This window comes from Micromonospora sp. NBC_00421, assembly GCF_036017915.1.
GTDB lineage: Bacteria > Actinomycetota > Actinomycetes > Mycobacteriales > Micromonosporaceae > Micromonospora.
Genome location: NZ_CP107929.1, coordinates 2,115,474 through 2,130,100, shown reverse-complemented (window position 1 = coordinate 2,130,100; position 14,627 = coordinate 2,115,474). Strand labels below are relative to the sequence as shown.

Annotated in this window: 9 protein-coding genes; 6 read left to right on the top strand and 3 right to left on the bottom strand. The window is 73.7% G+C overall.

Annotated features, from left to right (window positions below; genetic code table 11):
- Positions 1-39: 39 nt before the first annotated feature.
- Positions 40-744 (top strand): VOC family protein, encoded by a 705-nt coding sequence (locus tag OHQ87_RS09215; protein ID WP_328346866.1) that lies wholly within the window; start codon positions 40-42, stop codon positions 742-744.
- Between the two features lie 106 nt (positions 745-850).
- Here the strand turns inward: OHQ87_RS09215 and OHQ87_RS09210 are convergent, their stop codons facing one another.
- Together OHQ87_RS09210 and OHQ87_RS09205 are read right to left on the bottom strand one after the other, a co-directional pair.
- Positions 851-1,159 (bottom strand): STAS domain-containing protein, encoded by a 309-nt coding sequence (locus tag OHQ87_RS09210; RefSeq protein WP_328346864.1) that lies wholly within the window; start codon positions 1,157-1,159, stop codon positions 851-853.
- Positions 1,156-5,265, bottom strand: coding sequence for a SpoIIE family protein phosphatase (locus OHQ87_RS09205; protein WP_328346862.1), 4,110 nt, complete (start codon positions 5,263-5,265; stop codon positions 1,156-1,158). The genes OHQ87_RS09210 and OHQ87_RS09205 overlap by 4 nt, the downstream gene beginning before the upstream one ends.
- Before the next feature lie 559 nt (positions 5,266-5,824).
- On the opposite strand from OHQ87_RS09205, the gene OHQ87_RS09200 reads away from it, so the two are divergent.
- Positions 5,825-6,841: a LacI family DNA-binding transcriptional regulator gene (locus OHQ87_RS09200; RefSeq protein WP_328346860.1), complete on the top strand. Its 1,017-nt coding sequence runs from the start codon at positions 5,825-5,827 to the stop codon at positions 6,839-6,841.
- A gap of 71 nt (positions 6,842-6,912) precedes the next feature.
- Here OHQ87_RS09200 and OHQ87_RS09195 read toward each other — a convergent pair whose 3' ends face one another.
- Positions 6,913-8,571 carry an FAD-binding dehydrogenase gene (locus OHQ87_RS09195; protein WP_328346859.1) on the bottom strand — a complete coding sequence of 553 codons (1,659 nt, stop codon included), beginning with the start codon at positions 8,569-8,571 and terminating at the stop codon, positions 6,913-6,915.
- A gap of 96 nt (positions 8,572-8,667) precedes the next feature.
- Here OHQ87_RS09195 and OHQ87_RS09190 point away from each other — a divergent pair, with 96 nt between their 5' ends.
- The 4 genes from OHQ87_RS09190 to OHQ87_RS09175 all read left to right on the top strand — a co-directional run bounded on the left by OHQ87_RS09190 (position 8,668) and on the right by OHQ87_RS09175 (position 14,608).
- Positions 8,668-9,936, top strand: a complete 1,269-nt coding sequence (locus tag OHQ87_RS09190) for a PucR family transcriptional regulator (RefSeq protein WP_328346858.1) — start codon at positions 8,668-8,670, stop codon at positions 9,934-9,936.
- Positions 9,937-9,968: 32 nt separating this feature from the next.
- On the top strand, positions 9,969-11,606 hold the full coding sequence (locus tag OHQ87_RS09185) for a copper resistance CopC/CopD family protein (protein WP_328346856.1): 1,638 nt from the start codon (positions 9,969-9,971) through the stop codon (positions 11,604-11,606).
- A gap of 103 nt (positions 11,607-11,709) precedes the next feature.
- Positions 11,710-12,963: a kynureninase gene (gene kynU / locus OHQ87_RS09180; RefSeq protein ID WP_328346854.1), complete on the top strand. Its 1,254-nt coding sequence runs from the start codon at positions 11,710-11,712 to the stop codon at positions 12,961-12,963.
- Positions 12,964-13,042: 79 nt separating this feature from the next.
- Positions 13,043-14,608, top strand: a complete 1,566-nt coding sequence (locus OHQ87_RS09175) for a Na+/H+ antiporter (RefSeq protein ID WP_328346852.1) — start codon at positions 13,043-13,045, stop codon at positions 14,606-14,608.
- Positions 14,609-14,627 lie beyond the last annotated feature (19 nt).

Sequence of the window (14,627 nt, the reverse complement as noted above, 5' to 3'; positions counted from 1 at the left end):
TCCCTTGTCGTCGCGCCGGGCCGTGTCTACGGTGCGGTGATGCTCTCGCGACCACTGACCGTGACCTTCGATGCGCACCATCCGATCCGACCGGCACGCTTCTGGGCCGGCCTGCTCGGCCGCGACGTCGTCGAGGAGGTCGGCGGCGGAGTCCTGCTGCCCGGCACGGACACCCAGCTCGGCCTGCGGTTCGTGTCGAGCGGGACGGAGCAGGTCGGTCCGAACCGGCTACACCTGCACCTGACCAGCGCCGACCCCGACGACCAGCAGCGGCAGGTGGCGACCGCGCTGGATCTCGGCGGCACCCACCTCGACGTCGGCCAGCGCCCCGAGGAGGGGCACATCGTGCTGGCCGATCCCGAGGGCAACGAGTTCTGCGTCATCGCGCCGGGCAACCGCTTCCTGGCCGGCTGCGGCCTGCTCGGCGAGGTCTCCTGCGACGGCACCCGGGAGGTCGGTCTCTTCTGGAGCGAGGCGTTGGGCTGGCCACTGGTGTGGGACCAGGACCAGGAGACCGCCGTCCAGTCACCGCACGGCGGGACGAAGGTCGCCTGGGGTGGTCCGCCGGTGGCCCCGAAGCAGGGCCGGAACCGGCAGCGCTTCGACCTCGCGCCCGACGGTGACCCGGAGGCGGAGGTCGACCGGCTGGTCGCGCTCGGGGCCGCCCGGGTCGAGGTCGGCGCGGACGGCGTCGTCGTACTGGCCGATCCGGACGGCAACGAGTTCTGCGTGACGGCGGGCTGAGCGCCACCCGGCCGCCGGATGATCTCGACGGGCGGCCCGGGTGTCGTACCGGTGGCGGGTCCTTCCGGCGCGACGGGCCGGCGACCGACGCTCGGTCACCGGTAGATCAGGTTTGGGATCCCGACAGCGTCACCGTGGTGAGCTCGCGCAGACCGGAGATGGTCAGGACGCTGTCCAGCAGCGGATTCGCCACCACCTCGAGGCGGTCGACGTGGGCGAACAACGCCGCGAGCGCGGCGCTGTCCAGATACTCCACGGCGGACAGGTCCACGGTCAGCCGGTGCCCGTCGACGACGGCGTCGGCGATCGCGGCCCGGAACAGGTCGGCGTTGCTCATGTCGATCTCACCGACGACGGTCAGCACCGGGGTACCGTCCGCCTGGAGGCCGGTGACCAGGTCCAGAGGCGTGTTCATGCGGGAATCCTCGTGTGCAGCTCGACGGTGGTGCCGGCATCGGTGGTCTGGATCTCGACGTGCGCCATCAACGCACGCATCAGGTTGATGCCGCGGCCCCGGTCGTGATCGATCTCGGGCACCTTCCACCGACCGGAGTCGGCCACCCTGACGAACAGGTCGGCACCGGCGGCCACGGCGAGCAGGCGGATCAGCCCGGGTCGGGCGTCGCGGTGGCCGTGCTCGACCGCGTTCGCGCAGGCCTCACCGGTGGCCACGAGCACGTCCTGGGCCAGGTGCGGGTCGGCGCCGGTACGACGCAGCCACTGTCGCAGGGTGGACCGCACCGGGGCCATCTGCGACCGGTCGGCGGGAAACGACAGCTCCAGCGGCGCCGGATGACGGTAGAGCAGCAGCGCGATGTCGTCGTAGCCGCCCTGCGGGGTCATCCGGCTCATCACCCGGTCGGCGAGCTGCTCCACCCCGGCGGTGTGGTCCTCCCGCACCGCGGAGGCGGCCTGCGCGATACCGGTGTCGAGCGACTGGCGGCGCCGTTCCACCAGACCGTCGGTGTAGAGCAGCAGCACGGCGCGGGGTGGGACGAGGCTCGTCGCGTCGGGACGACCGCCCCGGGACGGAATCCCCAACGGGCTGCCCCGCCCCCCGGCCAGCAGCTCGGTACGACCGTCGGGGTGGGTCAGGATCGCGGGCGGATGCCCGGCGCTGCTGTACGTCAGCTTCCCGGTCTCCGGGTCGAGGATGCCGCAGAACATCGTGGTGCAGGCCGCCCCGGGCAGCATCCGGGCGAACCGGTCCAGCGCGGTGAGCACCTGCGCCGGGCTGGACGCCTCCAGCAGCAGCGCCCGGCAGGCACTGCGCAGTTGCCCCATCACGGCAGCGGCGGGCAGACCCCGGCCGACGCAGTCGCCGACGACGATGCCGATCCGACCGTCCGGCAGGTTCACCGCGTCGTACCAGTCGCCACCGACCTCGAGCGGGCGGGTCGCCGGCTCGTACCGGACGGCGAAGCCGTCGGGCAGGTCGGCTGGGCCGAGGATGGCGCGTTGCAACGCCACCGCCACCTCACGTTGCTGGTCGGCGGCGTGGGCCCGCTGCAACGCCTGCCCGAGTGCCCCGCACAGAAGCAGCAGCAGCATCTGGTCCTCGGTGCCGAACCCCCGCGCCGGGTCGAGTTCGAGCCAGATCACCAGCGGCCCCTGCGGCGAGTCGACAGTGGTGCCGGCACCGGCCGGTCGAACACCGGTGGCCGGGTCGATGGTGATCCGCAACGGCGGCTGCGACCGGAGAGCGGTGATCGTGTCGCGGACCGGGCCGGGGAGCTGCGCCCAGTCGGAGGCGGCCGTGGCGGTCAACGTCGGTGCACCGCTCGCTTCCCAGTGGGCGGCGAGGACCCGACGGGCCTGCCACAGATGGCGCAGCTCCTCCACCCCGGCGTGCAACACCTCGGTGGTGCTGGCTGCCCGGGACAACCGCTGGTTGAGTGCGCTGAGGGCGGTTTCCCGCTGCACCGCGTACCGTTCGGCGGTGACGTCGCGGATGGTGCCGACCACCATCCGCCGGCCGTGGTCGTCGGTGACCGCGTTGAAGGCGACGGCCGTCCAGAGCCGGTGGCCGTCACGGTGTCGCAACGGCACCACGAAGGAGCCGTGGGGCACCGTCATGGCCTGGGCGAACGCGTCGGCCACCAACCGGTTCGCCGACGGGTCGGTCGTGCCGTCGGGCCACCACGGATAGCGCGGACGGTACGGCACGCCCTCCGGGCCGTACCCGAACAGGTCGGCGAAGGCGGTGTTCATCTCGACCAGCGCGCCGTCGGCGTCGAGGACGAAGAAGCCCTCCTGCAACGAGTTGATCATCGCGGCCCGCCAGTTGGCGTGGTGGTTGCGCAACCGGGCCAGGTCGACGTTGGCCCGGACCCGGGCCAACAGTTCCTCGGCGGAGAAGGGCTTGACGAGGTAGTCGTCGGCACCGGCCTCCAACCCCTCGACGGCTGCCTCCTGGCCGGCGCGGGCCGACAACAGCAGCACCGGCACCCCCATGGTGCGGGGCTCCGCGCGGAGCGCGGCGACCAGTTCGAGGCCGTCCAGGCCGGGCATCATCACGTCGCTGACGATCAGGTCGGGCAGCTCGGTCCGGGCGCGGGCCAGGGCGGCGTACCCGTCGCCCACCGCGGTGACGTCGTAGCGCGAACGCAGCAGGCGGTGCAGGTACTCGCGCATGTCGGCGTTGTCGTCGGCGATCAGCACCCGGGGCCGGTCGGCGCCGGCGTCGTCGGGCCGGTGCGGGTCGGGCAACGGCCGGTCGCCGGTGTCGTCGGCGGGCAGCCAGCGCAGCGCCTCCCGGACGAACGGTTCGGCGCTGTCCGACGTCGCCGGCGTCGCGGTGCCGGTGACGACGTGCTCGGCGGGCAGGTGGGCGACGCCGAACGGGAGCCGGACGGTGAAGGTGGTGCCCACGTCCGGGGCACTGTCGACGGTGATCGTGCCGCCGTGCAGGCCGACCAACTCCTTGACCAGGGCCAGTCCGATACCGCTGCCCTCGTGGGACCGGGACCGGGCCTGCGGCACCCGGTGGAAGCGCTCGAACAACCGGGGGATCTCGTCGGCCGGCACCCCGATGCCGGTGTCGGCGATCTGCACCGCCGGTATGCCGTCGTGCTCGGCCACCGAGACCCGGATGCCACCGTGGAAGGTGAACTTCAGGGCGTTGCTGAGCAGGTTGAGGACCACCTTCTCCCACATCGCCCGGTCGACGTGGACCGGCCGGGACAGTGGTGGGCAGTCCACGTCGAGGGTGAGGCCGGCACGTTCGACCGCCGCCCGGAACACGCTGGCCAGCTCGGCGGTGAACCGGGCCAGGTCGACCGGCTCGTAGCTGGCCTGCATCCGGCCGGCCTCGATGCGGGAGAAGTCGAGCAGCGCGGTGACCAGCTTGCCCAGCCGCAGCGCGTTGCGGTTGATGACCTCCAGCTCGGCGCGAACCTGCTCGTCCTGGTCGCCCAGGCGGGCGCGCAACTCCTGCAACGGTCCGTTGATCAGGGTGAGCGGGGTACGGAACTCGTGGCTGATGTTGGAGAAGAACGCCGTCTTCGCCCGGTCCAGCTCCACCAGCTCCTCGGCCCGCTGCTGCTGCACCTCGTAGGCCACCGCGCCGTTGATCAACGCGGCGGTCTGCTGGGCCACCAGGTCGAGGAAGGTGCGGTAACCGTCGTCGAGCGCCCGGCCGGCGCTGGCGGCCAGGACGATGACGCCGATGTCCTCGGCACCGGTCTCGCCGTGCAGCGGCAGCACCACCGCCTCGGTCGGTGCGGTCTGCCAACCACCGGTAGGCAGCTCACCGACGCTGGTGAGGACGTCGGTGAGCTGGGCCGGCAGGCCGTCAGCGAGGACGGTGGCCACCGGCCACACCGGCGGAGCCGCCCCGGTGGACCGGTCGACCTCACCGGCCAGGGTGCTGGCGGCCAGACTCAGGTCACCGTCACCGGTACGCAGGTGCACCGCCGCGTACGGCACGTCGACCCCGGCCCGGCCGAGCGAGGTGGCGACCAGTTCACACGCCTCCCCCACTGTGCGGGCGGTGCCGGCCTGCGCGCCCAGGTCCTGCAACGCGGCGAGCCGGCGTTGGCCGATCACCCGCTCGGTGGTGTCGCTGACCGCGGTGAAGACACCGCGTACCACACCGTCGTCGTCGTGCAGCGGGCTGTAGGAGTACGTCCAGTAGGTCTCCTCCCAGTACCCGTGCCGGTTCATCGGCAGCAGCAGGTCCTCCGACCAGGTCGCCTCGCCGGTCTCCACCACGCCGCGCAGCATCGGCCCGATGATCTCCCAGATCTCGGGCCACACCTGGTCACCCGGCTTGCCCAGCGCGGGGTGCTTGCTGCCGAGCAGCGGGCCGTAGGCGTCGTTGTAGATGAACCGCAGCTCCGGCCCCCACCACACGATCATGGGGAAGCGGGAGGTCAGGCAGATCCGGGTGGCCGTACGCAGACTCGCCGGCCATTCGTCGACCGGGCCGAGCGAGGTGGCGGACCAGTCGAAGGCACGCATCCGCGCCGCCATCTCACTGGTGCCGGTGAACACGGAACGCCACGCCTCAGCTTCGGCCATCGCCGCCCTGTCCTCCCGCACGTCTCGCGCAGGGACGACCCCGTGTCCGCAGGTCGTCGCCGGCCACCGGCAGAGTCTCCTGCCGTTGCGGCACAGCATGCCGTATGAGCAGCCGGAGCAGAAATCGGGCACCGCCCCCGGCGGGGTCGAGCGGGGAACCCGATCCACCGACCGTTGGTCCGCCCGATGGCAGCCGACCGCGCCGCCGGGCCGCGCCGCGCCGCGCCGCGCCGCGCTCGATCCACGATGTAGTGGGATCCGAAGGGGCCGAGGCCACTACATCCTGGATCGAGCGCGGTGGCGCAGTGGGCGCGGTGGGCGCAGTGGCGCGGTGACGCGACATCTGCCTGGCGCCGGCGTCGGCGTGCCCGACCGGCCGGCGGACAGTCGTTTCGGGAAAGTTTCGAATTCCCCACCGTCCGGCGGTACGCCTCGACACCGCCGCACGGCGAACGGCGGGCGCGGACCGGCCGAACCGCCGATCCGGCCAGGCCGACCCCCGACTTCCGAAACTTTCGGGCTATGCTGCCCGCGGGCGCGTGACTGTGAGGAGATGGGCATGGCGGAGGACCGGGCGACGCTGTCGGAGATCGCGACGGCCGCGGGGGTGTCCGTCCCCACCGTCTCGAAGGTGCTCAACGGTAGACCCGACGTCGCCCCGGCGACCCGGCGTCGCATCCAGGACCTGCTCGACAGGCGGTCGTACACCGCCCGCCGGGCGCCCTCGATGCCCGGTGCCGCCGGCCTCATCGACCTGGTCTTCCGGGATCTCGGCAGCCCCTGGGCGATGCAGATCCTCGACGGCGTCGAGGAGTTGGCCTACCGGGCCGGCGTCGGGGTGGTGGTCTCCGCCGTGCACGGCCGCAGCCGCAGCCGCCCCGACCGGCGGTGGATCGAACAGCTCTCCAAGCGCCGCTGCGACGGGGTGCTGCTCGTGCTCTCCGACCTGTCCCCCAGCCAGCAGGGTCAGCTCAACGAGCTCGGCATCCCGGTGGTCATCATCGACCCGGCCGGCCAACCCGGCGCCGGCATCCCCTCGGTGGGCGCGACCAACTGGTCCGGGGGCGTGGCCGCCGCCGAACACCTGCTCGACCTGGGCCACCACCGGATCGCCGTGATCGGCGGGCCACCGACCGTGCCGTGCAGCCGCGCCCGGGTCGACGGGTACCGGGCCGCGATGAACGCCGCCAACCGCAAGATCCCCGCCGGGTACGTCCGGCACGGCGACTTCACCTCCCCGTCGGGCTATCGGGAGATGAACGCCCTGCTTGACCTCGCCCAACCGCCCAGCGCCGTGTTCGCCTGCGCCGACGAGATGGCGTTGGGCGCCTACGAGGCGCTCTACGAGCGCGGCGCCCGGGTTCCCGACGACATCAGCATCGTCGGCTTCGACGACCTCGACTCCGCCCGCTGGGCCGCCCCGCCGCTGACCACCGTCCGCCAGCCGCTGGCCGAGATGGCCGGCATGGCGACCCGGATGCTGTTGTCGCTGATCGCCGGGGAGGGGCTGGACAGCCATCGGATCGAGCTGGCCACCCCGCTGATCGTCCGGCACAGCACCCGACGCCTGCCCTGATCCCACCCGCGCCGAAACCGCAACGCCACGACCACGTCGAAAGCGCAACGCCACGCCTGGAACGCCGACGGTCAGCCGGCCGTCGCCGCCGCGGCCCGACCGGCGGTACGGCCGGAGAAGAGACAGCCGCCGAGGAAGGTGCCCTCCAGCGCGCTGTAGCCGTGCATGCCCCCGCCACCGAAGCCGGCGACCTCGCCTGCGGCGTACACCCCGCCCAGCGGTTCCCCGTCCGGGCGCAGCACCCGGGCGGACAGGTCGGTGTGCAGCCCGCCGAGACTCTTGCGGGTGAGCACGTGCAGCTGGACCGCGATCAGCGGGCCGGCCGCCGGGTCGAGCAGCCGGTGCGGGGCAGCCACCCGGATCAGCCGGTCACCCCGGTAGCGACGGGCCCCCCGAATCGCGGTGAGCTGGGCGTCCTTGCCGAACGGGTGGGCGACCTCGCGGTCGCGCGCCTCGACCAGGGCGGTCAGCGCGGTGGTGTCGAGTTGCGGTCCGCCGGTCTCGGCGGCCAGCTTGTTCATCCCGGCCACCAGCTCCGGCAGGGTGTCGGCGACGACGAAGTCGGCCCCGTGCCGCTTGAACGCCTCCACCGGCCCGGGTGCGCCCGGCCGGACCCGTTGCAGCACCTGCCGTACGCTGCGGTTGGTCAGGTCCGGGTTCTGCTCGGAGCCCGACAGCGCGAACTCCTTCTCGATGATCTTCTGGGTGAGCAGGAACCAGCTGTAGTCGTGGCCGGTGGCGCGCAGGTGCCGCAGGGTGGCCAGGGTGTCGAAGCCGGGGAACAACGGCGCCGGCAGCCGGGCCCCGGTGGCGTCGAGCCACAGTGAGGACGGGCCGGGCAGGATCCGGATGCCGTGTTCGGGCCAGACCGGGTCCCAGTTGCGCAGCCCCTCGGTGTAGTGCCACATCCGGTCCGGATTGATCACCTGCCCACCGGCGGTCTCGGTGATGGCGAGCATCCGCCCGTCGACGTGGGCGGGGACCCCGGCGACCATCCGGGTCGGCGGGGTGCCGAGCCGGGCCGGCCAGGCCTGCCGGACCAGGTCGTGGTTGCCGCCGATGCCACCCGAGGTGATGATCACCGCCTGCGCGCCGTGGCTGAAGTCGCCGACGACCTCCCGGGAGCTGCTGCGCCCGCGCGGCGCGTCGTCGGGGGCGAGGACCGCGCCGCGTACCCCGGTGACCACGCCGCCGGTGGTGACGAGTTCGTCGACCCGGTGCCGGAACGCCAGCGTCACCCGGCCCTGCGCGACGGCGTCGTGGACCCGCCGGGCGAACGGCTCGACCACGCCGGGGCCGGTGCCCCAGGTGACATGGAACCGGGGTACCGAGTTGCCGTGCCCGTGGGCCGCTCCCCCGCCCCGCTCCGCCCAGCTCACCACCGGGAAGACCCGGTGACCCATCGACCGCAGCCAGGCCCGCTTCTCCCCGGCGGCGAAGTGCACGTACGCCTGCGCCCAGCGGCGCGGCCAGTGGTCCTCCGGCCGGTCGAACGCGGCGCTGCCGGTCCAGTCCTGCCAGGCCAGCTCGACCGAGTCACGGATGCCCATCCGCCGCTGCTCGGGCGAGTCGACGAAGAAGAGCCCGCCGAACGACCAGAAGGCCTGCCCACCGAGGTTGTCCGCCGATTCCTGGTCGAGCAGCAGCACCCGACGGCCCGCGTCGGCGGCCTCGACGGTGGCGACCAGGCCGGCCAGGCCGGCACCGATCACGATGACATCCGTGTCCATCCGCCGACCCTACGTACGAGGGTGCCAAAATTATCAGTGCCGGGGCGCAGAATCCGCCTCCGTAGTTGTCACCTGGATGACAAAGGGAGGCCGTCCGTGTCGGATGCCCTGCTCGACATCGCGCCCGGCCTCGCCGGTCTCGCACCTGCAGTCGGCGACCACCTGCGGGGGCTGCGCGGGCTACTGCACGAGCGGATCCTCGGCACCGTCCGGGCCGCGATGGCTGCCCAGGGCCGGTCGCTGACCGGTGGACAGGGGCAGGGGCTGGCCCTGGGGGTGCAGACCGCCGTCGACACCTTCGTCGACGCGGTCGCCGACCCCGGCCGGGAGCTGACCGGCACCCGGGAGGTGTTCCACGCCCTGGGCCGCACCGAGTACCGCGAGGGCCACCGGGTGGACGCGCTACGCACCGTGCTGACCCTCGGGGCCCGCGACATCTGGGCCTTCCTGGTGGAACACGCCACCGCAGCGACCCGGGTCGCCACCCGGCAGGCCGGGCCCGCCACCGCGCCGACCGGCGGGGGCACCGGCCCGGCACCCGCCGACCTGTACGTGATCGCCGGGGCGCTGTTCGGCTACGCCGACGCGCTGGCCGGTGCCGCCGCCGAGGGGTTCCTCGACGAGCAGCGGGACACCGCCCAGGACTGGGCCACCATCCGACGTCGCCTGGTCACCCTGCTCGTGCAGCCCGATCCGCCGACCGAGGCGGTGCTGCACGCCGCCGCCGACGCGGCCCGCTGGCCGTTGCCGGCGACCGTGGCGGTGCTCAGCGTGGACGGCACCGACGCCGAGCACCTGGCCCGGGGCATCGGTGCGGGCGCGGTGGCCGCCGTCATCGGCGACGCCGTCCGGGTGGTGCTGCCCGATCCCGGTACCCCGAGTCGGCTCGACCGGGCCCGGCAGGCGCTGGCCGGGCGGCGGGCGGTGCTCGGGCCGGCGGTGCCGCGGCACCGGGCGCGGTTGTCGTACCGGCTGTCCCGCCGGGCGTTGACCCTGCACCAGCAGGGCGCGCTCGGCCCGGAGCCGGTGGTGTCCTGCGACGACCAGCTGCTCACCCTGCTCACCGCGTGGGAGCCGGGCCTGGCCGGACACCTCGCCGACCTCGTGCTGGCCCCGCTGGCCGGGCTCCGACCGTCCACCCGGCAGGCCCTGGCGGAGACCCTGCACGGCTGGTTGCGCCGGCAGGGGCAGGTGGTCGCGGTCGCCGAGGACCTGCACACCCACCCGCAGACGGTCCGTTACCGGATGCGGCAGCTGCGCACCCTGTTCGGTCCGGCCCTGGACGACCCGGACGCCCGCCTCCTGCTGACCCTCGCCCTGCACCAACGACCGACCGGCGAGGCAGATCATTCCACCGCCGGTTGAACCATGTGATCACGAAATACGAACCACTGTGTGTGCGTACCACCCGTTCCGCCGTGCTGCTGGGGTTGCTCCTCGCGCTGCTGTCCGTACCGCTGACCCCGGCGACGCCGGCCGCCGCCCACGCCGCGCTGGTCGCCACCAGCCCGGTCCGGGACGCGGTGATCGGTGCCCCACCCGGCGAGGTGGTGCTGGTCTTCAGCGAGGCGGTCTCCCCGGTCGTCGGCCGGGTGCAGGTGCTCGGCCCGGACGGGCGACGGGTCACCGCCGGGGATCCGGTCGCGCAGGGAGCCACGCTGCGGATCCCGGTGCGGGTGCCGGACCGGCCGCTCGGCACCTACCTGGTCAGCTACCGGGTGATCTCGGCCGACAGCCACCCGGTCGCCGGCAGCTTCGCCTACTCCGCCGGTGCGCCGTCGGCGACTCCCCCGGAGCCGGTGGCCGTGGACGAGCGGCCCGCCGGCGCGTGGACGCCCGCCGCCCGGTTCGTCGGCTACCTGGGCCTGGTGCTGGCGGTCGGCCCGACGCTGCTCGGTGCCGCACGCTGGCCCCGCCGTCGTCGCCGGCGCGCGGTGACCACCACCGGGTACGTCGGCCTGGCCCTGGTGGCCGTGGGCACCGCCGGGTCCTGGGTGGCGCAGGCCGCGGACATGGTCGGGGTGCCGGTCGGCGGCCTGTCCCGCGGCGACCTCACGGCGGTGGCGGGCAGCGACATCGGGCCGGTGCTGGGTGCCCGGCTGGCGCTGACCGGCCTCGCCGCCGTGCTGCTGCCGGCGGTGGCCGGCGGGCGGGCCGGTCGCGGCCGGCGGGCGGTGCTGGCGGTGGTGGGCCTGGTCGGGCTGGTCACCTGGCCGCTGGCCGGGCACCCGGTGGCCTCACCACTGCCGCCGGTGAGCATCCTGGCCGACGTGGTGCACCTGGCCGGGATGAGCGTGTGGTTGGGCGGGCTGTTCACCCTGGCGGTGTTCCTGCTGCCCGGCACCCACCGGCGGGTGCTGGCCCGGGTCCTGCCGGCCTGGTCGCGGTGGGCGACCATCGCGGTCGGGTGGCTGGTCGCCTCGGGCGTGGGGCAGGCCGCGATCGAACTCGGCCGGCCCGCGGCGCTGTTCGGCACCGGCTACGGGCGGCTGCTCTGCGCCAAGGCGGCGCTGCTCGCCGCCGTGCTCGGCGTCGCGGCCGGGCAGCGGCGGATGGTGCGCGGCGGTCGGGCCGCCGACCGACCCCGCCGGGTGGCGCGGGCCGCCGGGGTGGAACTCGCCGTCACGGCGGTGGTGCTGGCACTGACCGCCGTGCTGGTGCAGACCCCGCCCGGCCGGACCGCCGACACCCAGGCCGCCCGCGCCAGCCGCGAGGGCGTCGCCCAGACCCTCACCAGCGGTCACTACACCCTCCAGTTCGACATCTATCCGGTACGGGTGGGCGTGCCGAACTCGTTGCACGCCTACGTCTACACCCCGCAGGGGCAGCCGCTGCCGGTGGTCCAGTGGACGGTCAGCCTCGCCCTGCCGTCGGCCGGGATCGAACCGATGGCCGTACCGGTGGAGAGCCCGGAGCCGCACCACGGCAGTGCCGAGATCAGCCTGCCGGCGCGCGGTGAGTGGACGATCCGGTTCACCGTCCGGACCAGCGACATCGACCAGGCCACCGTCACCGCCACCGTCCCGGTCGGCTGACCTGGCCGGGGTACGGGGTGGGCGGCCCACCGGCCGTTACCGGTCGACGGGCCGATCGGCTAGCCTGCATCGACCCGGGTGACCCCGGCGGAGGGAGGACACCATGGCCGAGCAGACGTCCCGACAGGTCGTGCAGGAGTGGGACGCCGCCGACCCGATCGCCGGATTACGCGACCGGTTCGTGGTGGACGACCTGCTCTACCTCGACGGCAACTCGCTGGGCCGGCTGCCGGCCGCCACCGCCGACCACCTGGCCGGCCTGGTGCGTGGCGGCTGGGGCACCGAACTGGTGCGGAGCTGGCCGACCTGGATCGAGTGGCCGCGCCGCATCGGCGACCGGATCGCCAGCCACGCGCTGGGCGCCCGGGAGGGTGAGGTGATCGTCTCCGACTCCACCTCGGTCAACCTCTACAAGCTGGCCGCCGCCGCCCTCGACGCCCGGCCCGGCCGGCGGACGATCCTGGCCGACGCCGAGGAGTTCCCCACCGACCGGTACCTGCTGGAGGGGTTGGCCGCCCAGCGCGGGCACACCCTGCGGCTACTCCCCTCCGACCTGGACGAGGGGCTGGACCAGGACACCCTGACGGCGGCGCTGACCGAGGACGTGGCGCTTGTGGTGCTGTCGGCGGTGTCGTACCGCTGCGGGGCGCTGCTGGACGTGGCGGCGGTGACGGCCGCCGCCCGCCGGGTCGGCGCGTTGGTGCTGTGGGACCTCTCGCACGCGGTCGGCTCGGTGCCGCTGGACCTGACCGCCGCCGGTGCCGACCTCGCGGTCGGCTGCACCTACAAGTACCTCAACGGCGGCCCCGGCGCACCGGCCTTCCTCTACGTCCGGCGGGAGTTGCAGGAGTCGCTGCGGCAGCCGATCTGGGGCTGGTTCGGCCAGCGCGAGCAGTTCCGGATGGGTGCCGGCTACGATCCCGCGCCCGGCCCGGAACGGTTCCTGGTGGGCACCCCGCCGGTGCTCGGGATGGCCGCCCTCGACCCGGCCCTGGATGTGCTGGCCGACGCCGGGATGGACCGGGTCCGGGAGAAGTCGGTACGGCTCGGTGAGCTGATCATCGAGCTGGCCGACGCCTGGCTCGTCCCGCACGGCTTCCGGCTCGCCTCCCCCCGGGATCCGCGCCGACGCGGCGGGCACGTGTCGCTGCACCACCCGGAGGCGCTGCGGATCTCCCGCGCCCTGGTCGACGCCGGGGTGGTCGGCGACTACCGGGTGCCCGACCGGCTGCGGCTCGGCCCGGCGGCGCTCTACACCCGCCACGTCGACGTGTGGGACGCGATGGACCGGCTGCGGGACGTCGCCGAGCGGCGGGCCTGGGCCGAGCTGCCGGCGGAGCCGTCCCGGGTCACCTGAGCCACGGCGGGTAGATCCCGGATTCCCCCGCGTCGCCGCCGACTTCGTACCAGCATGTCGGGTGGAGGCGGGGGGTGCCGTGGAGGTCCTGGTCCTGATCGTGGTGCTGGCCGCCACCGTGCTGGTCGGCACCACCATCGGCGGCCGGTACCGGGTGGCCCCGCCGGTGCTGCTGATCACCATGGGTGGGCTGCTGGCGCTGCTGCCGCCGCTGTCGGAGGTGGTGCTGGCACCCGAGGTGGTGCTGCTGCTCTTCCTGCCGGCAGTGCTCTACCGGGAGAGCCTGGTGATCAGCCTGCGGGAGATCCGGTCGAACCTGCTGGTGATCGCCTCGCTGGCGGTGGCGCTGGTGGTGGTGACCATGGTGGCGGTGGCGCTGGTCGCCAAGGCGCTGGGGATGAGCCCGCAGGCCGCCTGGGTGCTGGGCGCGGTGCTCGCCCCCACCGATGCGGCGGCGGTCGCCGGCCTGGCGAAGCGGATGCCCCGCCGGATCCTGACCACGTTACGGGCGGAGAGCCTGGTCAACGACGGCACCGCGCTGGTGCTGTTCTCGGTGACGGTCGGGCTGATCGTCGGCGGCACCGCGCCGGGGGTGCTCGGGTTCCTGGGCCGGTTCGTCGGCTCAGCCGGTGGTGGGATCGCCGCCGGGTTGGCCGTCGGCCTGGTGGTGGTGCTGATCCGCCGCCGGCTGGACGACCCGCTGCGGGAGGGCGCGTTGAGCGTGCTCACCCCGTTCGCCGCGTTCCTGGCCGCCGAGGTGGTGCACGCCAGTGGGGTGCTCGCCGTCGTGGTCGCCGGGCTGCTGCTGTCGTACGCCGGGCCGAGGGTGATCCGGGCCCGGTCCCGGGTGCTGGCGTACGCCTTCTGGGACCTGTCCACATTCCTGATCAACGGCGCGCTCTTCGTGTTGCTGGGGATGCAGATCCCCCGGGCGGTGAACCACGTGACCAGCACCTCGCTGGTGCGGTCCGTGGCCATCGCCGCCTCGGTGACCCTGATGGTGGTGGTCGTCCGGCTGACGTGGCTGCAACTGTTCTCGTACGGCCTGCCGGTGGTGGGCCGGGGGGCCGAGGTGAGCCGGCGGGTCCGGGTGGCGGCCGGGTGGGCGGGTTTCCGGGGTGCGGTGTCGCTGGCCGCCGCCCTCGCGGTGCCGGTCACCACGGCCACCACCCACGCGCCGGTGCCGGAACGCGATCTGATCATCTTCTGCACCGCCGTGGCGATCGTGTCGATCATGCTGGTGCAGGGCACCACCCTGCCTGTGGTGGCCCGCTGGGCCGGCCTGCGCGGCGACGAGGCACGCGGCGACGAGGTCCGGCACGCCCACCGCCGGGCCACCGAGGCGGCGTTGACCGCGCTGCCCCACGTCGCCGCCGACCTCGAGGTCGATCCGGAGATGGTGGACCGGTTGCGCGCCGACTACCAACGGCACCTGGACCTGGTGACGGCGGCCGGCGGCGGGCAGGAGGCCGACCGGGCACAGGAGTTGGACGCCCAACTGCGGCTGGGGGTGCTGGAACACAAGCGGCGCGAGGTCACCCGGCTGCGCGACGACAACGAGATCGACGACACCGTGCTCCGGGAGGTGCAGGCGACCCTGGACATCGAGGAGATCCGCCTGCTCGGCCCCCAGACCGAGGACTGACCGCCACGTCGACAGACCC